Annotated in this window: 22 protein-coding genes; 11 read left to right on the forward strand and 11 right to left on the reverse strand. The window is 41.6% G+C overall.

Going from position 1 to position 21,802, the window contains the following annotated elements; all coding sequences use genetic code 11:
- Positions 1-4 precede the first annotated feature (4 nt).
- Both D0S24_RS07870 and D0S24_RS07875 read left to right on the forward strand, forming a co-directional pair.
- Positions 5-2,314 carry an FdhF/YdeP family oxidoreductase gene (locus tag D0S24_RS07870; protein WP_117019276.1) on the forward strand — a complete coding sequence of 770 codons (2,310 nt, stop codon included), beginning with the start codon at positions 5-7 and terminating at the stop codon, positions 2,312-2,314.
- A 127-nt stretch (positions 2,315-2,441) separates the two neighbouring features.
- Positions 2,442-3,218 carry an NIPSNAP family protein gene (locus D0S24_RS07875; RefSeq protein ID WP_117019277.1) on the forward strand — a complete coding sequence of 259 codons (777 nt, stop codon included), beginning with the start codon at positions 2,442-2,444 and terminating at the stop codon, positions 3,216-3,218.
- Between the two features lie 86 nt (positions 3,219-3,304).
- Here the strand turns inward: D0S24_RS07875 and D0S24_RS07880 are convergent, their stop codons facing one another.
- The 6 genes from D0S24_RS07880 to D0S24_RS21055 form a co-directional block, all read right to left on the reverse strand.
- On the reverse strand, positions 3,305-3,592 hold the full coding sequence (locus D0S24_RS07880; RefSeq protein WP_117019371.1) for a hypothetical protein: 288 nt from the start codon (positions 3,590-3,592) through the stop codon (positions 3,305-3,307).
- Between the two features lie 17 nt (positions 3,593-3,609).
- Positions 3,610-4,443, reverse strand: a complete 834-nt coding sequence (locus D0S24_RS07885) for a fumarylacetoacetate hydrolase family protein (protein ID WP_117019278.1) — start codon at positions 4,441-4,443, stop codon at positions 3,610-3,612.
- Between the two features lie 11 nt (positions 4,444-4,454).
- Complete coding sequence (locus tag D0S24_RS07890; RefSeq protein ID WP_117019279.1) at positions 4,455-5,789, reverse strand: GntP family permease; 1,335 nt, start codon at positions 5,787-5,789, stop codon at positions 4,455-4,457.
- Positions 5,790-5,880: 91 nt separating this feature from the next.
- A complete protein-coding gene (gene ligA, locus D0S24_RS07895; protein WP_117019280.1) occupies positions 5,881-7,875 on the reverse strand; it encodes an NAD-dependent DNA ligase LigA in 1,995 nt (664 codons plus the stop codon).
- A gap of 198 nt (positions 7,876-8,073) precedes the next feature.
- A complete protein-coding gene (gene prmC, locus D0S24_RS07900) occupies positions 8,074-8,931 on the reverse strand; it encodes a peptide chain release factor N(5)-glutamine methyltransferase (protein WP_117019281.1) in 858 nt (285 codons plus the stop codon).
- Positions 8,932-8,934: 3 nt separating this feature from the next.
- Positions 8,935-9,084, reverse strand: coding sequence for a hypothetical protein (locus tag D0S24_RS21055; protein ID WP_181938049.1), 150 nt, complete (start codon positions 9,082-9,084; stop codon positions 8,935-8,937).
- Positions 9,085-9,126: 42 nt separating this feature from the next.
- Here D0S24_RS21055 and ribD point away from each other — a divergent pair, with 42 nt between their 5' ends.
- The 4 genes from ribD to D0S24_RS07920 are packed head-to-tail and all read left to right on the forward strand — an operon-like array spanning position 9,127 to position 12,256.
- A complete protein-coding gene (gene ribD / locus D0S24_RS07905; protein WP_117019282.1) occupies positions 9,127-10,176 on the forward strand; it encodes a bifunctional diaminohydroxyphosphoribosylaminopyrimidine deaminase/5-amino-6-(5-phosphoribosylamino)uracil reductase RibD in 1,050 nt (349 codons plus the stop codon).
- Positions 10,169-10,771, forward strand: a complete 603-nt coding sequence (locus D0S24_RS07910) for an HAD family phosphatase (protein ID WP_117019283.1) — start codon at positions 10,169-10,171, stop codon at positions 10,769-10,771. The genes ribD and D0S24_RS07910 overlap by 8 nt, the downstream gene beginning before the upstream one ends.
- 2 nt (positions 10,772-10,773) lie before the next feature.
- Positions 10,774-11,637, forward strand: coding sequence for a DMT family transporter (locus D0S24_RS07915; protein WP_117019284.1), 864 nt, complete (start codon positions 10,774-10,776; stop codon positions 11,635-11,637).
- 7 nt (positions 11,638-11,644) lie between these two features.
- The gene (locus tag D0S24_RS07920; protein ID WP_117019285.1) at positions 11,645-12,256 is read left to right on the forward strand and encodes a YigZ family protein; all 612 of its coding nucleotides are present in this window, start codon (positions 11,645-11,647) and stop codon (positions 12,254-12,256) included.
- Here D0S24_RS07920 and D0S24_RS07925 read toward each other — a convergent pair.
- A complete protein-coding gene (locus tag D0S24_RS07925) occupies positions 12,245-12,643 on the reverse strand; it encodes a thioesterase family protein (RefSeq protein WP_117019286.1) in 399 nt (132 codons plus the stop codon). The two genes, D0S24_RS07920 and D0S24_RS07925, sit on opposite strands and share 12 nt — an antisense overlap.
- A 200-nt stretch (positions 12,644-12,843) precedes the next feature.
- Between D0S24_RS07925 and dnaA the strand changes: the two genes are divergently transcribed.
- Genes dnaA through D0S24_RS07940 form a run of 3 tightly spaced genes read left to right on the forward strand, consistent with a single transcriptional unit; the run spans position 12,844 to position 15,473 of the window.
- Complete coding sequence (gene dnaA / locus D0S24_RS07930; RefSeq protein ID WP_117019287.1) at positions 12,844-14,268, forward strand: chromosomal replication initiator protein DnaA; 1,425 nt, start codon at positions 12,844-12,846, stop codon at positions 14,266-14,268.
- Positions 14,269-14,281: 13 nt separating this feature from the next.
- Positions 14,282-14,740, forward strand: a complete 459-nt coding sequence (locus tag D0S24_RS07935; protein ID WP_117019288.1) for a low molecular weight protein-tyrosine-phosphatase — start codon at positions 14,282-14,284, stop codon at positions 14,738-14,740.
- 10 nt (positions 14,741-14,750) lie between these two features.
- Positions 14,751-15,473, forward strand: coding sequence for an SAM-dependent methyltransferase (locus D0S24_RS07940; protein WP_117019289.1), 723 nt, complete (start codon positions 14,751-14,753; stop codon positions 15,471-15,473).
- Between the two features lie 52 nt (positions 15,474-15,525).
- On the opposite strand, the gene D0S24_RS07945 is transcribed toward D0S24_RS07940, so the two are convergent.
- From D0S24_RS07945 to dapF, 4 genes are all read right to left on the reverse strand, one after another.
- A complete protein-coding gene (locus D0S24_RS07945; protein ID WP_117019290.1) occupies positions 15,526-16,155 on the reverse strand; it encodes a hypothetical protein in 630 nt (209 codons plus the stop codon).
- Between the two features lie 157 nt (positions 16,156-16,312).
- The gene (mltG, locus tag D0S24_RS07950; RefSeq protein ID WP_117019291.1) at positions 16,313-17,356 is read right to left on the reverse strand and encodes an endolytic transglycosylase MltG; all 1,044 of its coding nucleotides are present in this window, start codon (positions 17,354-17,356) and stop codon (positions 16,313-16,315) included.
- Complete coding sequence (locus D0S24_RS07955; protein WP_117019292.1) at positions 17,356-17,880, reverse strand: GNAT family N-acetyltransferase; 525 nt, start codon at positions 17,878-17,880, stop codon at positions 17,356-17,358. The genes mltG and D0S24_RS07955 overlap by 1 nt, the downstream gene beginning before the upstream one ends.
- A complete protein-coding gene (gene dapF / locus D0S24_RS07960; protein WP_117019293.1) occupies positions 17,867-18,649 on the reverse strand; it encodes a diaminopimelate epimerase in 783 nt (260 codons plus the stop codon). Before dapF ends, D0S24_RS07955 begins: the two co-directional genes overlap by 14 nt.
- Before the next feature lie 125 nt (positions 18,650-18,774).
- Here dapF and D0S24_RS07965 point away from each other — a divergent pair, with 125 nt between their 5' ends.
- Together D0S24_RS07965 and D0S24_RS07970 are read left to right on the forward strand one after the other, a co-directional pair.
- A complete protein-coding gene (locus tag D0S24_RS07965; protein ID WP_117019294.1) occupies positions 18,775-20,169 on the forward strand; it encodes a S1C family serine protease in 1,395 nt (464 codons plus the stop codon).
- A 119-nt stretch (positions 20,170-20,288) separates the two neighbouring features.
- Positions 20,289-21,737, forward strand: coding sequence for a glyceraldehyde-3-phosphate dehydrogenase (locus tag D0S24_RS07970; RefSeq protein WP_117019295.1), 1,449 nt, complete (start codon positions 20,289-20,291; stop codon positions 21,735-21,737).
- Positions 21,738-21,802 lie beyond the last annotated feature (65 nt).

Here is a 21,802-nt window from a genome sequence, read left to right on the forward strand (position 1 = left end):
AATTATGGCCAAAAACCCTGAAAAATCAGACCCCGAAGCCGTGGCTCCGGCAAAATTAACCGGTTTGATTATAAAAAGCCCTAAAAAAGTAGCTGCAGGTATTCCGGCGGTTATCTCCTCCGTAAAACAAGTTTTTGGGGAAATGGGACCGGTTAGGGGATTGAAAGCACTGGCCAACCTTAACCAAAAGGGCGGAATTGATTGTCCCGGCTGTGCCTGGCCGGATCCAGATGATGAGCGAAGCGCTGTAGCGGAATATTGCGAGAATGGTGCCAAGGCCATTGCCGAGGAGGCCACAATGAAAAAACTGGACACTGTCTTTTTCCAAGAAAACAGTGTTTCCCAACTTTCCCAGCTTTCAGATTACGAAATAGGTAAAAAAGGGAGGTTGACGCGACCCATGTTTTTGCCCGAAGGTTCCGATCATTATCAAGAAATAAGCTGGGAAGGAGCTTTCTCCAAGATAGCAAAACATTTAAATGGGTTAAAAAGTCCTGACGAGGCCATATTTTACACCTCTGGAAGAACAAGCAACGAAGCGGCCTTCCTGTACCAACTTTTTGTAAGGGAATACGGTACCAACAATATGCCGGACTGCAGCAATATGTGCCATGAAAGTAGTGGGGTTGCCCTTACGGATACCTTGGGCATAGGCAAGGGTTCTGTAAAATTGGAAGACTTTTACGAAACCGAGGTTATTCTGATCCTTGGCCAAAACCCCGGCACAAATCATCCCAGAATGCTGAGCGCCCTTAAAAAGGCCAAGGAAAATGGTGCTACCATTATCTCTATAAATCCGATCCTTGAAACCGGACTCTTAAATTTCAGCAATCCTCAGGAAATAAAAGGTGCCCTGGGTATAAAATCGAAATTAACCGATCTATACCTTCAGGTAAAAATAAATGGGGATATGGCACTCCTACAAGCGTTGGCGAAACTTATGTTGATTGAGGAGGATAAAGATCCAGGGACAGTTTTCAATTTAGATTTCATTAAAGAAAAAACACAAGGCTTTGGAGAGTACCTAACACACATAAGGACATTGGATCTAAACATTTTAATTGCCGAAAGTGGCATTCCCCTGCCAAGCTTGCAGGCTTTGGCCAAAATCCTTTGCAGCAAGAACAAGATTATTGCTTGCTGGGCCATGGGCCTTACCCAGCACAAAAATTCGGTAAATACCATAAAAGAGGTCGTAAACCTTTTATTGTTAAAGGGAAGTATTGGAAAACCCGGGGCCGGCACCTGCCCTGTCCGTGGCCACAGCAATGTACAGGGGGATAGGACCATGGGCATTTACGAAAAGCCCTCGCCCCCATTTTTGGACCGGTTGGAAAAAGTATTCCATTTTAGCCCACCGCGCAGGCAGGGATATGATACCGTAGAAAGCATCAAGGCCATGCATTCCGGGAAGGCCAGGGTATTTTTTGCCATGGGAGGTAATTTCCTGTCAGCCACCCCGGACACCCTATTAACGGCCGAAGCCCTTCAGAAATGTGACCTTACGGTACAGGTTTCCACTAAATTGAACCGCAGTCATCTTATCCACGGCAAAGAAGCCCTGATCCTGCCCAGTTTGGGAAGAACGGACAAAGACCTAATGAATGGCGAACTGCAGTTTGTAAGTGTGGAAAATTCCATGGGGGTGGTACATAGTTCCAAAGGAAGTCTCAAACCTATATCCTCCCATATGCTGAGCGAACCCACCATAGTTTGCCAATTGGCCATAGCCACCCTAAAAAATTCCAAAGTGGACTGGGAAAAATATATGCAGCATTATGACCATATCAGGGACAGCATAGAAGAATGTATTCCTGGATTTGGGAACTATAACCAAAGGGTGCGGCAACCTGCCGGCTTTTATTTGCCCAATGGGGCACGGGAGAATTCCTATAACACCACAAGCGGAAAGGCCAATTTTAGTATATCCAATAGTGAGGCCATAGTTTTGGACGAAGCCGAGCTTTTAATGATGACCATACGGAGCCATGATCAGTTTAACACGACTATTTACGGGTTGAACGATAGATATAGGGGCATATTTAATGAGAGACGTGTTATATTGATGCACCCCAAGGATATGGAAAGGCAGCATCTCAAGGAAAGGGATTTGGTAGACCTTTATAATTTCCACAACAAAACGGAACGCATTGCACGGAAATTCATTGTTTTGCCATACAATATCCCTGAAAAATGCTGCGCCACCTATTTTCCGGAGGCCAATGTCCTTGTTCCTTTGAACAGTACAGCCGATAAGAGCAATACCCCGACCTCCAAGTCCGTGGTCATTAAGCTTAAAAAACATATATCCTAGACCTTCACATTTACAATTTAGGGACATGCCCAACATTGTTTGTTTTTAAAATACTATGACATTATTTACAAAAACCCTAACTTAACGGACAATAAAATAAACTATTATTTATCTCAAATCAATTACAATGAATAAAGTGGCATATATTTCGGTTCTTTTATTGTTATTCACCATCAACACCTATGGCCAAACTGACCAGCGTGAATACTACCAACTAAAGACCTACCTTTTGGATACCCGGGAACAGGAAAATTCCACGGACCAATACCTTAGTAAGGCTTTGTTGCCCGCGCTCAAAAAACTCAATATAAAGAACGTGGGGGTTTTTAAACCAAAAACAATAGATTCCCTAAATCCCAGAAGCATCAAAGTATTGATCCCAATGAAAGGTCTTGGCGATTTGGAAACCATGGAGACCAAACTTCAAAAGGATAAAGTTTATATGGCAGCTGCCAAAGACTTTTTGGATGCCCCTTATAAAAACCCTCCCTATAGCCGGGTGGAATCAGTTGTTCTAAAAGCCTTTGTGGATATGCCCAAGATGAAGCCTTCACCTTTAAGCGGTCCCCGTGAAGACCGTGTCTATGAATTAAGAAGTTATGAATCGGCAACGGAGGCCAAATATGTTAACAAAGTAGACATGTTCAACAAAGGCGGGGAGGTAACCCTTTTCGACAAGCTGGGCTTTAATGCCGTATTCTATGGCGAGGTGTTGTCCGGCGCTACTATGCCGAACCTCATGTATATGACCACATTTGAAAATCAGGCCAGCAGGGATGCCCATTGGAAATCCTTTTCCGATTCCCCGGTATGGAACAAATTGAAATCGGATCCCAATTATCAAAACAACGTTTCCAAAAACGTTACACGTTTCTTTTACCCTACGGAATATTCCGATTATTGATCTTAATGCCCATCAGGCATCAAAAGGCGACCAATGATAACATGTCGACGCAGGTCCGAACGGGCACGGGTTGGAGCATTCCCATCTCACTCGGTGAGTAGAAAATACTCCACTAATTGCCGTTGTTCCTCTTCAAGGGTTATAGCGGGAAACTTTTTTCCTGCCATTCCATACCAATATCCTGAATTGAACCTATCTCCTTCCTTTCGGTGAAGATAGGCATGTATCCAACTACCATTGGCCGTATGTAGGTCCTGTGCAATATTGTGGGAAGACTCCCAGTCTCCCTTAACATCAAACCACATGGCACGTAACCCTTCAGACCACGAAATTGGTGCCGATGCCAGTGTTAGGGTTGCATTAAATTCTTCCATATTTTTTGGAACGGACACTAGGCGACGGTATTGGATAGGGTCCCTATAGAATCTACAGTAATGTCAATAACATCCCCATGATCCAAAGTAAAGGAATCCGGTGGCACCACTCCTGTTCCCGTCATTAAAAGACTTCCAAATGGAAAGGACATTTCACGATATAAAAAGTGGACAAGATCGGTAAGTTTTCGTTTCATTTGGCCTAGCTCGGTCTCGCCTTCAAATACCGTACTTCCGTTTCGAAATATTTCAATTTTGATCTTGGTGTCCATAGAAATAGGTTCTTTGCTCAACCAAATACACGGGCCTATAGCAGCTGCCCCGTCATAACTCTTGGCCTGTGGAAGATATAACGGATTTTCCCCTTCAATATCCCTGGAGCTCATATCATTACCTATGGTGTAACCAATTATTTTTGCGTTGGGGGTTATTACCAGGGTCAATTCCGGTTCCGGGACATTCCATTTGGAATCCTTTCTGGTCCGGACCTCCTGCTTATGCCCCACTGCCCTACTGGCCGTACTTTTAAAAAATAGTTCAGGTCTTTCCGCATTATAGACACGGTCGTAAAAATCGCCCCCACCGGCATCCTTGGATTCTTCAATACGGGCCTCCCTACTCTTATAGTAGGTTACTCCGGATGCCCAAATTTCTTGGCGTCCCACTGGTGGCATTAAATCTCCGTTCATGATGGAAGCACTGTTTTTTATAGGATCAAGCTTGGAAATTAAACTTAACGTACTGTCGTATACGGCATCATCGGTAATAAAGGAATCCCATTCCTTATCGGTAAGATAAAATTTTTGGTCATTTTCGATCAAAACCCCTTGGCTGGTCTTATATATTTTCATTCCTTAAAAGATTAAATTATTAAACTGATTATAGTTAATACGATCATAGCGGAAAGGCCCAAAATAGCAGTGCCCAAACTGTGTGTCCTGTATCCTTGATTTACTTTCATATCGCTTAGCTGGGCAACTACCCAAAAAAAACTATCGTTGGCATGGGACACCAATGATGCACCGGCCCCAATGGCAATGACCGCCAAAGCTTTTGAAATCTCTGTATCAAAACCCATTGCCGGCATTAAAGGGGCAATAATGGAAGCCGTTGTAATTATGGCTACCGTAGAGGAGCCCTGAGCGGTCTTAATACCCGCAGCAATCAGAAACGGAAGCCATATTCCCAAATTTCCACTGGATACGTTCTGCTCCAGCAAGGAACTGATATCCGATGTCTGCAGCACCTTTCCAAAAGCTCCGCCCGCCCCGGTTATCAATATAATAATGGCAGCGGAAGTAAGTGCCTCCCCTATCCAACCAGAAGTGCCCAACATTTCCTTATCCAATTTCTTGGGCAAAGTAAATGACAGTACCATTCCGATCAAAAGGGCCACTACCGGGTTGCCCACAAATCCGATAGCATACTTAAATGTCCCATCCCCAAAAGGCATTGTGGGGTATTGGGCAAAAGACCCCAACACAATAAGAAGAATGGGAACGACTATTGGAACAAAGGATTTAAAGACCGATGGCGCGTTTTCGAGTTGTGTATTAATCTGCTCCTCCGTTAGCTTTGGCGCCGGATCTATGAAAATTTTGGAACCTATTTTCTTGGCAAACAATATACATACCAACAATGCGGGTATACTGGTCATTAGGCCAAAGAGAATGACCTGACCCAGATCGGCACCCAGGATTCCCGCGGCAGCGATGGGTCCCGGAGTTGGGGGTACCATGGTGTGGGAAGCCATTAGGCCCAATGACAGGGCCACGGCCGTTCCTGCCAAGGACAATTTTGCCTTTTTGGTAAGTGCCCTATTCAATGGCGAAACAATAATAAAGCCACTATCGGCAAATACTGGAATGGATACAAAATAACCTATAAAACCCATCGCCATATGTACCCGCTTGGGACCTATTATCTTTAGGACAAGGTTGGCCAAGGTATAGGCTCCGCCCGATTTTTCCAAAAAAGTCCCAATGATCAATCCCGCAATAATGATAATGCCTATCCCACCAATGGTACCTCCAAAACCATCATTAATGGTCCTTATAAGCTCATCCAAAGGGAGTCCTGAGAAAATACCGAATATCAAACTAGCGGCAAGCAATGCCAAAAACGGATGAAGTTGAAAACGGGTCGAAGCCACAATTATGAATACAATACAGAATAGCAGAAGTAGTATGGTATACATAATTATAATTTAATATAAATTTCCATTATCCCCATTTGCCCATAGTTTTTGCTTCTAGATCTGTTCATTTTATTTTTCACGGGATACAAAATTATAGCATATTCAAGAAATCGGACTCCGAAATAATGGGAACGCCCAGACTTTCCGCCTTGGTCCTTTTGCTGGGACCCATATTGTCTCCCGCCACAAGATAGGAAGTTTTTGAAGAAATATTGGAGCCTACCTTTCCCCCGTTGTCCTCGATCAATTTTTTAAGTTCGTCCCGACTCAAATTTTCAAACACGCCGGATACCACGAAAGTCTGGCCCTTTAAAAAGTTGGTCTGATGCTCCAGTTTATCGGCGGAGACTTCAAATTGCACTCCGTATCGCCTTAATCTGGAAATAATTTCAAGATTAATGTCGTTCCGAAAAAATGACACCACACTTTCTGCAATACGTTGGCCAATTTCATCGACCGATATTAATTCCTCTACCGAAGCTATCATAAGGGCATCTATGTTTTTATAGGCCTTTGCCAGTTTCTTGGCCACGGTTTCCCCTACAAACCTGATCCCAAGGGCAAAAAGCACCCTTTCGAAAGGAATTTTCACCGATTCGGCAACCCCTTTCACCAGATTTTCGGCCGATTTCTCCGCCATTCGTTCTAGTGGAATCAATTGCTCTTTGGTAAGTAAATAAAGGTCTGCATAATTATTAATAAGCCCTACCTTGAAGAGAAGTTCAACCGTTTCCCCTCCAAGACCCTCAATATCCATGGCCTTGCGCGAAATATAATGTTGAATTCGTCCTGTAATCTGAGGGGGACAACCATACTCGTTGGGGCAATAATGTTTGGCATCCCCCTCGGTGCGTTCCAAGGGAGTACTGCACTCCGGACAATGATCTATATATATGGTAGGTTGGGAATGGATTGGTCTTTTGGTGAAATCCACCCCCACTATTTTCGGAATTATTTCCCCTCCTTTTTCCACAAAGACGGTATCGCCTTCCCTAATATCGAGCTTTTCTATTTGGTCCGCATTATGTAGGGACGCCCTTTTCACCGTAGTACCCGCCAAGAGCACCGGCTCCAAATTGGCAACCGGGGTTATGGCCCCAGTACGCCCCACTTGATATGTAATTTCATTTAAAACTGTGGACACCTGCTCTGCCTTGAATTTGTAAGCCATGGCCCAGCGTGGGGATTTGGAAGTGTACCCCAATTCTTCCTGATGTTGAATACTATTCACCTTAACAACCACCCCGTCCGTCTCATAGGGCAGTTCATGCCTATGCTTGTCCCAATGATCTATAAATTGAAGAACTTCGTCCGTCGTTTTACATAATTTGGCCGCTTTTGGAACTTTAAATCCCAAATATCTTGCCCTTTCCAACATTTGGAATTGGGACTCAAATCCTAAATTCACCCCTACCATACCATACAGTAAACAATCCAAAGGCCTTTCTGCCACAAGGGCACTGTCCTGCAATTTTAAACTGCCGGAAGCTGTATTTCTTGGGTTCATATAAGGTTCTTCACCCTTCTCTATCCTCTCTTGGTTCATTTTGGCAAATCCTTCATAGGGCAGTACGATCTCCCCTCGAATATCAAATTTGGAAGGATAGTCCCCATTTAACTGCAAGGGCACCGATCTAATCGTCTTAATATTATTGGTGACATCATCTCCCTGAAATCCGTCCCCACGGGTCACTCCCCTCACCAACCGACCATTTTCGTAGGTTAAACTAATGGAAGCCCCATCATATTTCAGTTCACAAGTAAATTCGACCGGGGCATCCCCCAATATTTTTTGAATGCGTTTTTCCCAATCTTCCAGATCTTCTTTAGAGTATGAATTGTCCAAGGAATACATGCGATGCTCGTGGACCACCGTTTCAAAATTTTTCGTAATTGCCCCCCCTACCCTCAAGGTTGGGGAACTTGCATCATAAAATTCAGGGTGTTTTGCCTCAAGATCCTGAAGCTCCTTTAGTTTTATATCAAATTCAAAGTCGGAAATAGTGGCATTGTCCAATACATAATAATTATAATTGTGCTGCCGAAGTGCTGCTCTAAGGCTTTCTATTTTCTGTTTGATTTCCATTCTATGGATTGGATTTAAAGTCCGTCATTAATTGTTTACTTTTCCTGTTTGTCCTGTTACCGTATTATTGAGTTATCAAGTTATGGATTATGTTGTTTCTGTTTTCTGGTTTTAAAAACACACCCCTAACCTCCTAAAAAAAATTCGGGGCCGGCTCATTCAAGAGGGGATTTTATATATGCCCCAATTATTACATTGTCACATTAAACACCCTTTTAACATCCTATCGTTTCCATACATATCCTTTCCGAGTTCAATTTCGGAAAAATTATTGGCTTCCAGAAGTTGTTTCATTTCTTTGCCTAGATATTGGTTTATCTCAAAAAACAAGATCCCATTTTTCTTTAGATGGCCCAAGGCCAGGTGGGTTATTTTTTTATAAAAAATTAGAGGATCCCGATCGGGAACAAATAGGGCTAGTCCAGGTTCGTTGTCAACAACATTATTTTTCATTTCCAATTTTTCCAATTCCCTTACATAGGGAGGATTGGATACAATTATATCAAATTTATCCTTAAGACCCTCAACAAATAAAATATCCCTTTCCAAAAAGACGATGTCCACCCCATTATCCATTGCGTTCTGCCCCGCCACCTGCAATGCTTTTTTTGAAACATCTATGGCATACACTTGGGCATTGGGCAAATTTTTGGCAAGGGAGATGGCAATGCAACCACTTCCTGTACCGATATCCAAAATCCTTAACCCTTCCCGGGAACTTCTTTTTTGAACCTCCTTTAAAATCCAGTAAACCAATTCCTCCGTCTCAGGCCGGGGTATTAAAACGTTTTCATTAACATGGAACACAAGTTCGCAAAAATGGGCCTTCCCCAGAATATACTGAATAGGGCGTTCCAATTTTAATTGGCTCAAGGCATAGAACAAGGGTTCCTCCTCCTCTTTGGGCACCATGAGCTTAGGTTGCATGGCCAGTACAAATCGCTCCAAACCCAAATAATGGTCAATTACCAAATAAAAAAAGCTATCCACCTCTTCTTTTGGAAAAATGGGATCCAGTTCTAAGTGATAGATGTCTTTAATCTCTTTTAACAGCATTCCTTAATTTTGCGCAAACATTTCATCCAAGGTCTTATCGGCATATGCGGTACCCACTTTAAGCACTCCAAGGTTCTCTAACGTTTTTCCTGTTAACCTGGCAACATTCCCATTGTTCTTCGGATGAATTTCCCTTATGGCAATGACTAACATAGGATTACCAATAATCTACTTATATTGTTCTATTTTTACGGAGTGAAGATACACGAAAAATATATTTCAAGATGTATACAGCTCGCCAAAAATGGGCTGGGAACCACCTTTCCCAATCCCATGGTGGGCAGTGTAATTGTGCATGGGGCCAAAATCATCGGAGAGGGCCATACCAGTCCCTATGGGGGTTCCCATGCCGAAGTAAATGCCATAAACTCCGTAAAGGACAAGCAGCTCTTAAAAAAGGCTACCTTGTACGTTACCCTGGAACCATGTTCCCATTATGGAAAGACACCTCCCTGCGCAGACCTGATCATTGAACATCAAATTCCCAATGTTGTAATTGGATTATTGGATCCGCATGAAAAAGTGGCCGGCAAGGGCATTGAAAAATTAAAAGCGGCCGGCTGTAATGTTACCCTGGGTATCCTGGAAGCTGCATGTATGGAACACCATAAACGATTCCTAACCGCCCATACCAAAAAAAGACCCTATATAATTTTGAAATGGGCAGAAACGGCAGACGGCTTCATAGCCCCAGACCAACTAAAAAGACTTAAGCATCCCGAACCATATTGGATCAGCAATACATATTCCCAACAACTTGTCCATAAATGGCGTAGCCAGGAACAAGCCATTTTGGTCGGAACCAATACCGTATTGGCAGACAACCCTAAATTGAACGTGCGCCATTGGAAAGGGCAGGATCCTATTAGGATTGTTCTGGACCGGGAGTTGAAAATAGGTCCCCAACACCATGTTATGGACGGAAGTGCAAAAACCATAGTCATCACCGCTCAAATACCTGAAAAAACACATCACGGAATTATATATGAGGTCATTGATTTTGAAGCTAATTTGGCGGCCCAAATCTGCGCCATCCTTTATAAGCATCATATAATTAGTGTCATCATTGAAGGAGGTGCCAGAATACTTCAAAACTTCATAGACTCCCATTTATGGGACGAGGCCAGGATCTTTAAAGGTAAAAACCGTTTTGGGGAAGGCTTGGAATCTCCCAAGATACATGGTTACCTTCAAAGCGAAACGCAAATAGCATCGGACATACTAACACTCCTTAAACATGATTAAAAACATTGTATTCGATTTTGGGGATATTTTTATCAATCTGGATAAACAGGTAATTTTTAGAGCATTGCAAGATAAAGACATTCAAAAATTCTTGCCCAAATACCATAGCATTAACGCGGATTTTGAAGTTGGTAAAATTGGCCCTAAGGAATTTGTGGAAAGACTACAGCCCGATTTTCCCCATCTTAGTCCCAAAGCCATTACCGATATTTGGAACTCCATGCTGTTGGATTTTCCGGAATACCGTCTAAGCTTTTTGGAAAACTTGGCAAAGGACGGCCAGTATAGATTATTCCTTCTTAGCAACACCAATGCCCTGCACATTCCACATGTCACCAAGATTATGGGTACTGGGAGTTTTGGACGATTTAAGAATTCGTTCGAGCAATTTTATTTATCCCACGAAATTCAATTGAGAAAACCGGACCTAGAAATATTCCAATTTGTTCTGGAGCAAAATAAATTGACTCCCCAGGAAACGCTTTTTATAGATGACACCAGTGAAAATACGGGGGCAGCCAAAAAATTGGGCATTAAAACCTGGAACCTAATGGTTGGCAAGGAAGATGTGGTTCATTTGAAGGAAAGACTTTAGTTATGTTGGATCTGGCATTAAGTATACTATTTTCCAGCCTGATCTTTGTGGTATTTAAATTGTTCGGCACCTATAAGGTACAAACGCTTTATGCCATCATCATCAATTACATGGTAGCCTCTGCCGTAGGAATGGCTTTTTACGAGAAAAAGATCGGGCTTTTACAAATTCCATCGAAACCTTGGTTTCTAGGCACTTTGGCTTTGGGTATATTGTTCATCCTTGTATTTAACCTTATGGCGGCCACTTCACAAAAAAGCGGAGTATCAGTAGCTTCCGTCGCTACTAAAATGTCCTTGGTAATACCTGTCCTTTTTGGTTTGCTGGTTTACAATGAAAAATTGGGAACCTTAAAATCCGTTGGTATTCTATTGGCCTTGGCTGCCGTATACTTTGCCTCCGTAAAGGAAAAGGATATTCCCTTTAAGAAAAATAGCATTGTATTGCCCATCTTGGTCTTTATAGGTTCAGGGATAATCGATACCAGTATCAAGTATTTGGAGGAGACCTTGGTTCCCAAGGAGGAGTTTCCCTTATTTTCCGCGGTGGTCTTTGGTTCTGCCGCTGCTACAGGGGTAATCTTTATTGTGATCAAATCCTTTAAAAAGTGGTTGCCCCCCCATATACAGACCGTTCTTGGTGGAATTTGCCTGGGCATTCTAAATTATTTTTCAATATTTTACCTATTGCGCGCACTGCAGCACGAAAGCTTGAATAGTGCATCCGTTTTCACCATTAATAATGTAGCCATAGTTATGCTTTCTACCCTTTTGGGCATAGTACTGTTCCATGAACGTCCCAGCATCAAAAATTGGTTGGGAATTGCGTTGGCCATTATCAGCATTTTTCTAGTGGCTTTTTTTTAATTTACCTATGGAATTGGACGTTTACAAAACCTTGAAGGCACCTTCGGAAGAAATTTTGTTCAAAGAACGCAAGAGCAAGTTTTTTGGTTACGCCTTTCCGATATCGCATGAGGACGAGGTAAAACCTATTATTGATGCACTTAGAAAACAACACCATACCGCCAACCATGTTTGTTATGCCTGGCAGTTAGGGGTTGAGGATGTCAATTACAGGGCCAATGACGATGGCGAGCCCAATAATTCTGCAGGAATGCCCATATATGGCCAAATACAGTCTTTTGGGATTACCAACGTTCTAGTAGCCGTAGCCCGCATCTTTGGAGGCACAAAACTGGGGGTCGGCGGCCTGATATCCGCTTATAGGACAGCGGCCTATATGGCCCTGGATTCAGCGGAAATAATTGAAAAAACTTTGCGACAAAGGTATTTATTATGTTTTGAATATTCAGAAATGGATAAGGTTATGCGGATTTTAAAGCAACACCAAATGGACATTATTAACCAAAAAATGGAAATGGACTGCACCATTGAAATATCCGTTAGAAAAAACGACGCCCTTTCTACCGAAAATATTTTTGCCAATTTGTATCCCGTAAGAATAAAAAAACTAAATGTCTAACTTATCAAGAATATAATCTGGACATTTTATTGGTTTGTTTAATTTCATATCCATAAATGCCAGAACGGTGTTTGCCTCTATCAATAATTCTTTGGACTCATTACGTATCTCATAGTCGAATTCTATTCTTACCATAGGCCGCTTTCGGAGGTAGGTCGTAACCGTTAAAAGATCGTCATAAACGGCCGACTTCTTAAATAAAATATTTAAAGAGATCACAGGCAACATTATTCCGTTTTCCTCCATACTTTTATAGGAAATGCCCATAGACCTTAACCATTCTACCCGTCCCATCTCCAAATATTGTGCATAATTGCCATGATAAACTACGCCCATCTGATCTGTTTCCCCATACCTGACCCTAAAAGAAAATTCATTAAAATTCATATTATTCCGTGTAAAACCTTTATATTTAAAAATGGAGAAATACCGTGGTACAACATGAGAAAAAAAAAGAGAAAATTCAACCTCTTTGGATTTTTTTTTTAGAATATTTGTTCACATATTTGCCCACTTGATAGTCCCATTTTACCTGGCCGAATATCATCCATAATTTACACTAACCAAAAAAAAAGAAAACTTTAAAAATGAGTGTTACTGCAACGTCCGTATGGAACCATTGTTTGAGCTTTATAAAAGACAATATCCAACCGCAGGCATTCAAAACTTGGTTCGAACCAATTAAACCAGTCAAGCTTTCCGATAATGCCCTGAGCATTCAAGTTCCCAGTAAGTTTTTTTATGAATGGTTGGAAGAGCACTATGTTAAATTGCTAAAAGTAGCTCTCACCAAAGAATTGGGCGAGACCGCCAAATTGGTGTACATCATTAAAATGGAGAACACCTATGGCAATCGGGAGCCTTTTACCGAAAAAATACCTAGCTCCAATAGGTCCCATGTAGAACCGCAGGAATTGGACGTGGCCATAAAATCCAAAAATCCGGAATTAAAAAATCCATTTGTAATTCCCGGAATAAGGAACATAAAGATCGAATCCCAATTAAACCCTAGCTATAATTTCGATAATTTCTTGGAAGGAGACTCCAACAGACTGGCAAGATCCGCAGGTATGGCCGTAGCCAACAAGCCCGGGGGAACCTCTTTTAACCCACTATTGGTGTTTGGCGGTGTTGGTTTGGGAAAAACACATTTGGCCCATGCCATAGGCGTGGAAATAAAGGATAAATACCCAGAAAGGACCGTATTGTATATCTCTGCTGAAAAATTTACCCAACAATATATTGAGTCGGTCAAGAAAAACACTAGAAACGATTTTATTCATTTCTATCAGTTGATAGATGTGCTCATTATTGATGATGTGCAATTTTTATCCGGAAAATCAGGGACTCAGGACGTATTCTTCCATATTTTCAATCATTTGCACCAAAACGGCAAACAGGTAATACTAACGTCGGACAAAGCCCCAGTTGATATGCAGGACATAGAACAACGTTTGCTTTCGCGATTTAAATGGGGTTTATCCGCAGAGCTCCAAACACCCGACTATGAAACGAGAATATCTATTTTAAAAAACAAATTGTATCGGGATGGGGTGGAAATGCCGGACGACATTATAGATTATGTGGCCAAGCACATAAAAACTAATATCAGGGAATTGGAAGGAGCAATAATTTCATTGATCGCCCAGTCTTCCTTCAATAAAAAGGAAGTCACCTTGGAATTGGCCCAATTGGTAGTAGAAAAATTCGTGAAAAATACCAAAAGGGAAGTGTCCATAGATTATATCCAAAAGGTAGTTTCCGATTATTTTGAAATGGATGTGGCCACACTTCAATCAAAAACAAGAAAAAGACATATTGTACAGGCAAGGCAATTGGCCATGTTCTTTGCAAAAAAATTCACCAAAGCCTCATTGGCAAGTATCGGCTCCCAAATTGGAAAAAGAGACCACGCTACTGTGCTACATGCATGTAAGACTGTAGATAATCTTGCTGAGACCGACAAGCAGTTTCGAAAATACATAGACGACCTAACAAAAAAATTTTCTTAATACCTCGATTGTCATGGGAACCAAAGTCCTTATGGTCTGTTTGGGCAATATATGCAGGTCGCCGTTGGCAGAGGGAATTCTAAAAAGCAAATTGGACAGGGATACTATCCAGGTGGATTCTGCGGGTACCGCAAGTTATCATATTGGAAAAAAACCCGATAACAGATCTATTTCGATAGCCAAAAAATATGGTATCGACATTAGCCAACAACAATGTAGGCAATTCACTACCAAGGATTTTAACGAATATGACCTTATTTATGCCATGGACAACAGTAATTACGAAAACATTGTTGCCCTGGCAGGGAATAAAAACGATATTGCCAAGGTGAATTTATTGCTACATAGAGCAAATTTGACCAACAAGGAAGTTCCGGACCCCTATTTTGGGGATGAGAATGGATTTGAGGAAATTTTTCATTTAATTGATTCCGCATGCAACCTTATAGTGCAGGACATAATTCATAAATAATCCAATCCCTATGGAAGAGGTAATGGGCACTACTGGAAAATTATATTTAATCCCCACAACCTTGGGAGATAACGAGCCCCTGGAAGTGTTGCCAATATCCATTAAAAGGACCATTGAACAAATTGATCATTACATCGTTGAAAATGAAAAAACGGCCCGGCACTTTATTAAAAAGATAAGTTCCAAAAAGTCACAGCCGGGTTTACATATCAATATACTTAACAAGTTTACCGAACCGGAAATACTTCCTACTTTTTTAGATCCGTGTTTTGAGGGATATAACGTAGGCATAATATCGGAAGCCGGTTGCCCGGGAATTGCGGATCCCGGTGCGGATATCGTACGAATTGCCCACATCAAAGGGGTACAGGTAGTACCTTTGGTAGGCCCCTCCTCTATCTTATTGGCCCTAATGGCCAGTGGCCTTAATGGACAAAGTTTTGCTTTTAACGGATATTTGCCCATCGAAGCCGGGGAGAGAAAAAAAAGCATCAAGAGACTCGAAAAACTTTCAAGGGATTTTGACCAATCGCAGATTTTTATTGAAACGCCCTATAGAAACGATAAATTGTTGTCCGAATTAATAAAGACACTTTCACCGCAAACCTTGATCTGCATTGCTTGCGACATAACTTTGTCTACCGAGTTTATCGCCACCAAAAAAGCGATGGACTGGCAAAGAGCCCCTCTTGAACTGCATAAGAGACCAACCATCTTTATCATCCACGCATAAAAAAACCCTAACAATACGTTAGGGCCTTTCCATTTTCATAATTACAAATCTTTTATATTCTAGGATTTTTTTTGGGCGTTACATGGGAAATATCGTATCCGGAAAATTTTCTGATATAGTATGAAACGGATGACCCAAAGTCATCATCAACATTTAATTTACCATAAGATCTCAAATACTTTTTTACGTTCCCTGCCCCTGCCAAATGTGCAGCCGCCAGTATGCCCGATTCGGTTATCTCCTGGCCATTGATTACCTTACCAACAAAACGTTTGATATCCCTTCTCAAAATCCATTTATTTCTGGAAAGATTGGTATGGAATACCCTTTCCTGCAGTATGGGATCGTTAAGAAATAATGTAGCGTTGTAAACACCGAGAAGCTCTAGGGTTCCTATACCAAATTGATACTTTCCCAGATAACCTAATGCATTGGTGGTAAAATAATTTCCTTGGGATTCCTTAAAGGCCAAAGCCTCTTTAAACCCGTTGTAAGAAGTTCCTAAAAAGGGAGGTGCAGCCATAGTTGCATTCATAACAGTTCTGTATTTGGGAAACAGAACTTCGGTAGGTCCATTTACTCTAAAAGCGTCGGGAACCACCATTTTAACTGGCCTAAACCCATAACTTATTAGAATAAAAATCATGATAACGGGGAACAAATAACTTGTCCACTTTCTCATATATTTGTTTTCTTAAGACTTACAACCAAAATAGGGTTTGCTTAAATTTCACCCTGCAAAGATAGGCCCGATTTTTAAAAACCGACCTATTTTAACGTAACTTTGTACAAAATGTTAAAGATATTGGATAAATGACCCGGAAATAAGGGTCATCGGTTCACCGGTTTATCTTTTGACCGTTAATCCATCGGACGTACTGCTCTTTATTACGGTTATGCTGGGCCAAGGTCTTTGCAAACTTATGGTAACCAAAGTTTTCCACATTGGCGACAAAGTAATAATAGTCGTGCTTTTCTGAATTTAAAACCGCATCTATGGCCGAAATATCCGGCATAGCAATAGGCCCTGGAGGCAAACCTGAATATTTATAGGTGTTATACGGCGAGTCCAATTCCAAATCCTTATATAATACTCTTTTTATAATGGTATCAAAATTGCCCGAATGCAATTTAATCGCATATATTACAGTTGGATCGGCCTGTAGCAACATCCCCTGGGACATGCGGTTTAGGTATACGCCTGCCACCCTAGGCCGCTCCTCTACTTTTGCCGTCTCCTTATGAACTATGGAGGCCAATGTAGCAACTTGTGAAGGGTTCAGGCCCAGAGATTTGGATCTGGCGAGCCGTTCTTCGTTCCAAAACCTTTTGTATTCCTTCAACATTCTCTCCCTAAATCCTTCCGCCGAAGTATTCCAGAAAAACTCATAACTATTGGGAATATACATGGAAAGTGCCGTTTTCTCGTTAAATCCGTTTCCTTTTAGAAATTCCAGCTCCCCAAAGGCACTCAATAATGCAATACTATCCGCCTCGATCTGAAGGGATATTCTACCTGCTAGGTCTCTCAGGTTCTCCTGGTTGTTAAAAGCAACTTTTACGGGAATATTGCCACTTCTCAGGGAATTGACAATATCGTTATTGTTCATCCCTCTTTTTACGGCATATTTTCCAGCTTTTACATTGGCACTATAACCTTTTTTATCTGCTGCGGATTCAAAGGTTTCCAGATCTTTCAAAAGTGGTTCCAAAATCACCTTTACCTCCTCAAAATCCGAATTGGAAGGTATATACACATAGGCCACCTCATTGTTGAACTGTGTATTGGGCACAAAGAAGGCCCTATAAACCATGAAGGCAAAAGCGCCCCCCACCAACATTCCGGCAACAACGATAACCAGTAAAATTTTCTTTAAGTACATTAGCTATTTATCTTTTGAAACAAGATTTCATTTTTAAAAGTGCCATTGGCATATATCCAATCCTTTTTTATCCCCACCTTCTTAAACCCCAGCTTTGTAAACAAGTGTATGCCGGGCGCATTTTCTTCCAATACATTTGCATAAACCTGTCTCATACCCAACACGGAAAAGGCATAATTGGTAAGCATCCCTATGGCTTCAGTACCCACTCCTTTATTTCTATACATCTTCCGGTTCACTATAATTCCCATTCCCACTCTTAAATTCTTGGGGTCAAAATCAAACAAATCGATTAGACCCAAAACCGTACCGTTCAAATCGCAAATACACAATCGCAATTGTTTTACCTCATAAATGTCCCTATGGGCATTTTCCAGGTAAAGTTGCATTACATGTTTGGAATAAGGGGCAGTAGTACCACTTATTTCCCATATTTCAGGATCGTTCTCCAAATTATATAGAAAATCCAAATCTTTGGGCTCCAAGGCCCTAAGGCAAATCCTTTCCCCTTTAAAGCTCAACATGTATTTCCCCTTTAAAAACCAGTAGTGCAGAACCTGTCAGCCATATCTGTTCATAGCCATTTACATGGCTCTTGAATTTTACTTGTAGATCACCCCCTGGGGTAACGATCTTTACGGAATCCCTATTGGTCTTGCCCGAATGGTACATGGCCAGGGCAACAGCGGTTACCCCGGTTCCACAGGAATAGGTTTCATCTTCCACTCCCCGCTCGTAGGTCCTTACATTAAAGGTATTCTCCCCGGCCTGGTCCACAAAGTTGATATTGCTCCCTTGTTCACCGTACAATCCATAACGAAGCTTGGCACCTTCCTTACGGACATCAAGATCCTTAAGTCCGTCTACCAGCTGCACATGGTGGGGAGAACCTGTATTAAGGAACAAAGAATTTTCCTTTTGCCTAATTTCCTGTACATCCTGCATCTCCAAACTGACCATATCCTTTGCAATGGTCGCATTATGGAGTCCGTCTATTGCCATAAATGATGCATTTTGGCCCACAATACCCAAATTATGGGCAAAGGCTACAATACACCTACCTCCATTGCCGCACATGGTGCCCTGCCTCCCATCGGCATTATAATAGACCATTTTAAAGTCCCTCTCCTTGTCATTTTCCAATAAAATGAGTCCATCGGCACCAATGCCGAATCTTCTATTACACAAAAAAGAGACCAGTTCCACGTTATCCTTTGGAAAAAAACCTTCGCGATTATCTATCATTACAAAGTCGTTCCCAGTTCCTTGATATTTAAAAAAATTCAGTAGCATATTGTAATTTATTGTGCAAAGATATAATTTTATTAAGGTTTTATTATCAGTTAAAAACTCGTTAAAGGCAAATAATTGCTATAGAAATATGTTAATTTTACTTGAGCAAATTAAAAAATGTTTTTATGAAGAAATTTGGAAGTTTATTATTGGTCTCTGTATTTGCAGGTGCTATTACCTTGGGTACTTACAAACTTTTTTTAGAGAAACCAAATTATGCGGTTATTCAGGAGAACAATGGGGCAAAATTGATATCATCCAGCTATACCCCAACCTCGGCAAAGGGTGCGGGAATTAACGAGGTAGACTTTACTTTAGCCGCACAGAATACGGTGAATGCAGTGGTACACGTTAAAAATGTAGCCACCAGCAAAGGTCCGTCCAGTATAATGGAATTTTTCTACGGATATGGCGGAAGCCCAACACCCCAAGTGGGAACCGGTTCCGGGGTAATCATCTCCCAGGACGGTTATATTGTCACCAATAACCACGTAATTGCGAATGCCGATCAACTGCAGGTTACCCTAAACAACAATAAAACCTACGATGCCGAACTGATCGGTACCGACCCAAATTCGGATATTGCCCTTATTAAGATAGATGTTGACAGGCAATTGCCCTATCTCGCCTTTGGGGACTCGGACAATACAAAGGTAGGGGAATGGGTCTTGGCCGTAGGGAACCCATTTAATTTGACGTCCACGGTTACGGCGGGGATCGTGAGTGCCAAGGCCAGGGCATTGGCCAGTTTAGATCAGTCGTTTATTCAGACCGATGCGGCCGTAAATCCGGGGAACAGTGGTGGGGCACTGGTTAACACCAATGGCGACCTTATAGGCATCAACACGGCCATTACCTCCCAAACAGGTTCATATGTAGGCTACTCCTTTGCTGTACCCAGTAATATTGCAAAAAAAGTAGTGGAGGACATTATGGAATATGGCAACGTTCAAAAGGGCATCTTGGGTATCAATACCGTTCCCATGAACAGTCCATATGCCATTGAAAATGGAATAAACGAAATTGATGGGGTTTACATTGCAGGTGTTGAGGAGGATTCCGGTGCTTTTGACGCGGATTTGAAGGAAGGGGATATTATAAAAAACATAGACAATGTTGAAATTCACAAATTCGCAGATCTTATAGGCTATATATCTTCCAAAAGGCCCGGTGACGAGCTTTTGGTAACCGTTCTTCGCAACGATGAGCGGATGGAGTTTCCTGTTGTGCTGAAGGAAAGGCAAACGATAATTATTCCAGTTTTGGGCTTTGAAGTTAAAAACCTGACCGATGAAGAGAAGAAGGCCTTTAAAACGAAAAAAGGGGTTAAAATTATTGGAGTGCCCGAAACCTATAGGAATTACGGTTTCGAAGGAAAAGTTTTGCTCTCCTTTGGGGATGAGGAAATAAACAATATTCAGGATGCCAAAACCAAATTTGGCCGTATTTCCAGATATGATAGGGCGAGTATTACCATGTTGAATAAAAATGGAGAGAAAGAACGACTGATAATTCAGTAAAAAACAAATTTCAAAAACAAGAGCGCTCTTTTAGGGGCGCTTTTTTTATATCATATTCCTTTACGAAAACGTTTGAAATATATAATTTTGTCCAAAATTAAACAAAACAAGATCAACCTATGAGCGCTATTCAACTTTATGAAAAAGAATTGGCCTTTCAAGCGGACAGAAGGAAGGCTACCACCGAGTTCATTAAAATTGTAAGTGATTTGTGGTACGACAAATCCATTGAAATCGTTCTTTTTAAAAATCAGGTAATGGACAGGAATGTTAGCGATATTATAAACCTGCATGAATATGCCGGCGAATTTGTCCAAAAACCAATATCAATTTTTGATTCGGTCGAAATCTTGCGAACCATAAACGATATTCATTTGCCCCCTTCCAAATTGGATATAGGAAAACTTACTTACGAATATCATTCCGACGACAATAATTATGGTAATGTTAAGGCCTTTGTATTGGACAAGCTAAAAGGTGCCGGTTCGGGGAACGGGATAACTCCAAAGGATGTAGTGCTGTATGGCTTTGGGCGAATAGGTAGATTATTGGCCAGGGAATTAATGGCAAAAACCGGTAAAGGAAACCAACTAAGGCTTAGGGCAATAGTTACCCGAGGGGCCATTACTCCGGAAATTTTGGAAAAGAGGGCCAATTTATTAAGGACAGATTCCGTGCATGGGCAATTTATGGGAACAGTGGATGTCGACTTCAAAAACAAAGCTATGTACATAAATGGCACAACAGTACATTTTATCGAGGCCGATAGTCCAGAGGACATAGACTATACACGATACGGGATTACCAATGCCTTGGTATTAGACAATACAGGGGCCTTCAGGGACAAAGAGGCCCTTGGCAGACACTTAAGCTCCAAAGGGTGCAGTCAGGTGCTGCTGACCGCTCCCGGCAAGGAAATCCCCAATATCGTCCATGGTGTAAACCATATGGAATTTGATCCCGACTCCCTTAAAATATTTTCTGCCGCCTCTTGTACCACAAACGCCATAACCCCTATATTGAAAGTAGTGGATGACTCTTTGGGAATAAAAAAAGGACATATTGAAACCATACACGCCTACACCAATGACCAAAACTTGGTAGATAATATGCATAGCAAGTACAGGCGCGGCAGGGCTGCGGCCTTAAATATGGTAATCACCGAAACGGGAGCTGGAAAAGCAGTAGCCAAAGCCCTTCCCCAACTAATGGGCAAGTTAACATCGAATGCCATAAGGGTGCCGGTACCCAACGGGTCCTTGGCCATATTAAATCTAGAGATAAACAACAAAACCTCAAAGGCGGCATTGAACACCATTGTTAAGAAATATGCCCTGGAAGGCGATTTAGTGGAGCAAATAAAATATTCCTTAAGCAATGAATTGGTGTCAACGGACATAATTGGAACTTCTGCGCCTGCAATTTATGACAGTACCGCTACCATTGTATCGGAGGATGGAAAGAATCTTGTGCTATACATTTGGTATGATAATGAGTTTGGATATTCCCACCAAGTAATCCGCCTGGCCAAATACATTGCGAAGGTTCGCAGATACACCTATTATTAATAATTTTATCAATATATAATAATATACAGATTTGTGGGTTATTCTATTTAGTTAAGATACCTGGT

The organism is Arenibacter sp. P308M17 (assembly GCF_003426735.1).
Taxonomy (GTDB): domain Bacteria; phylum Bacteroidota; class Bacteroidia; order Flavobacteriales; family Flavobacteriaceae; genus Arenibacter.

Coding starts and splice junctions, on each gene's coding strand:
- D0S24_RS07965 (WP_117019294.1), top strand. CDS start 18,775: ATGAAGAAATTTGGAAGTTTATTATTGGTCTCTGTATTTGCAGGTGCT.
- mltG (WP_117019291.1), bottom strand. CDS start 17,356: ATGTACTTAAAGAAAATTTTACTGGTTATCGTTGTTGCCGGAATGTTG.
- D0S24_RS07880 (WP_117019371.1), bottom strand. CDS start 3,592: ATGGAAGAATTTAATGCAACCCTAACACTGGCATCGGCACCAATTTCG.
- D0S24_RS07875 (WP_117019277.1), top strand. CDS start 2,442: ATGAATAAAGTGGCATATATTTCGGTTCTTTTATTGTTATTCACCATC.
- D0S24_RS07925 (WP_117019286.1), bottom strand. CDS start 12,643: ATGAATTTTAATGAATTTTCTTTTAGGGTCAGGTATGGGGAAACAGAT.
- ligA (WP_117019280.1), bottom strand. CDS start 7,875: ATGGAAATCAAACAGAAAATAGAAAGCCTTAGAGCAGCACTTCGGCAG.
- D0S24_RS07890 (WP_117019279.1), bottom strand. CDS start 5,789: ATGTATACCATACTACTTCTGCTATTCTGTATTGTATTCATAATTGTG.
- D0S24_RS07935 (WP_117019288.1), top strand. CDS start 14,282: ATGGGAACCAAAGTCCTTATGGTCTGTTTGGGCAATATATGCAGGTCG.
- dnaA (WP_117019287.1), top strand. CDS start 12,844: ATGAGTGTTACTGCAACGTCCGTATGGAACCATTGTTTGAGCTTTATA.
- D0S24_RS07940 (WP_117019289.1), top strand. CDS start 14,751: ATGGAAGAGGTAATGGGCACTACTGGAAAATTATATTTAATCCCCACA.
- prmC (WP_117019281.1), bottom strand. CDS start 8,931: ATGCTGTTAAAAGAGATTAAAGACATCTATCACTTAGAACTGGATCCC.
- dapF (WP_117019293.1), bottom strand. CDS start 18,649: ATGCTACTGAATTTTTTTAAATATCAAGGAACTGGGAACGACTTTGTA.
- D0S24_RS07920 (WP_117019285.1), top strand. CDS start 11,645: ATGGAATTGGACGTTTACAAAACCTTGAAGGCACCTTCGGAAGAAATT.
- D0S24_RS07870 (WP_117019276.1), top strand. CDS start 5: ATGGCCAAAAACCCTGAAAAATCAGACCCCGAAGCCGTGGCTCCGGCA.
- D0S24_RS07915 (WP_117019284.1), top strand. CDS start 10,774: ATGTTGGATCTGGCATTAAGTATACTATTTTCCAGCCTGATCTTTGTG.
- D0S24_RS07885 (WP_117019278.1), bottom strand. CDS start 4,443: ATGAAAATATATAAGACCAGCCAAGGGGTTTTGATCGAAAATGACCAA.
- D0S24_RS07970 (WP_117019295.1), top strand. CDS start 20,289: ATGAGCGCTATTCAACTTTATGAAAAAGAATTGGCCTTTCAAGCGGAC.
- D0S24_RS21055 (WP_181938049.1), bottom strand. CDS start 9,084: ATGTTAGTCATTGCCATAAGGGAAATTCATCCGAAGAACAATGGGAAT.
- D0S24_RS07945 (WP_117019290.1), bottom strand. CDS start 16,155: ATGAGAAAGTGGACAAGTTATTTGTTCCCCGTTATCATGATTTTTATT.
- D0S24_RS07910 (WP_117019283.1), top strand. CDS start 10,169: ATGATTAAAAACATTGTATTCGATTTTGGGGATATTTTTATCAATCTG.
- D0S24_RS07955 (WP_117019292.1), bottom strand. CDS start 17,880: ATGTTGAGCTTTAAAGGGGAAAGGATTTGCCTTAGGGCCTTGGAGCCC.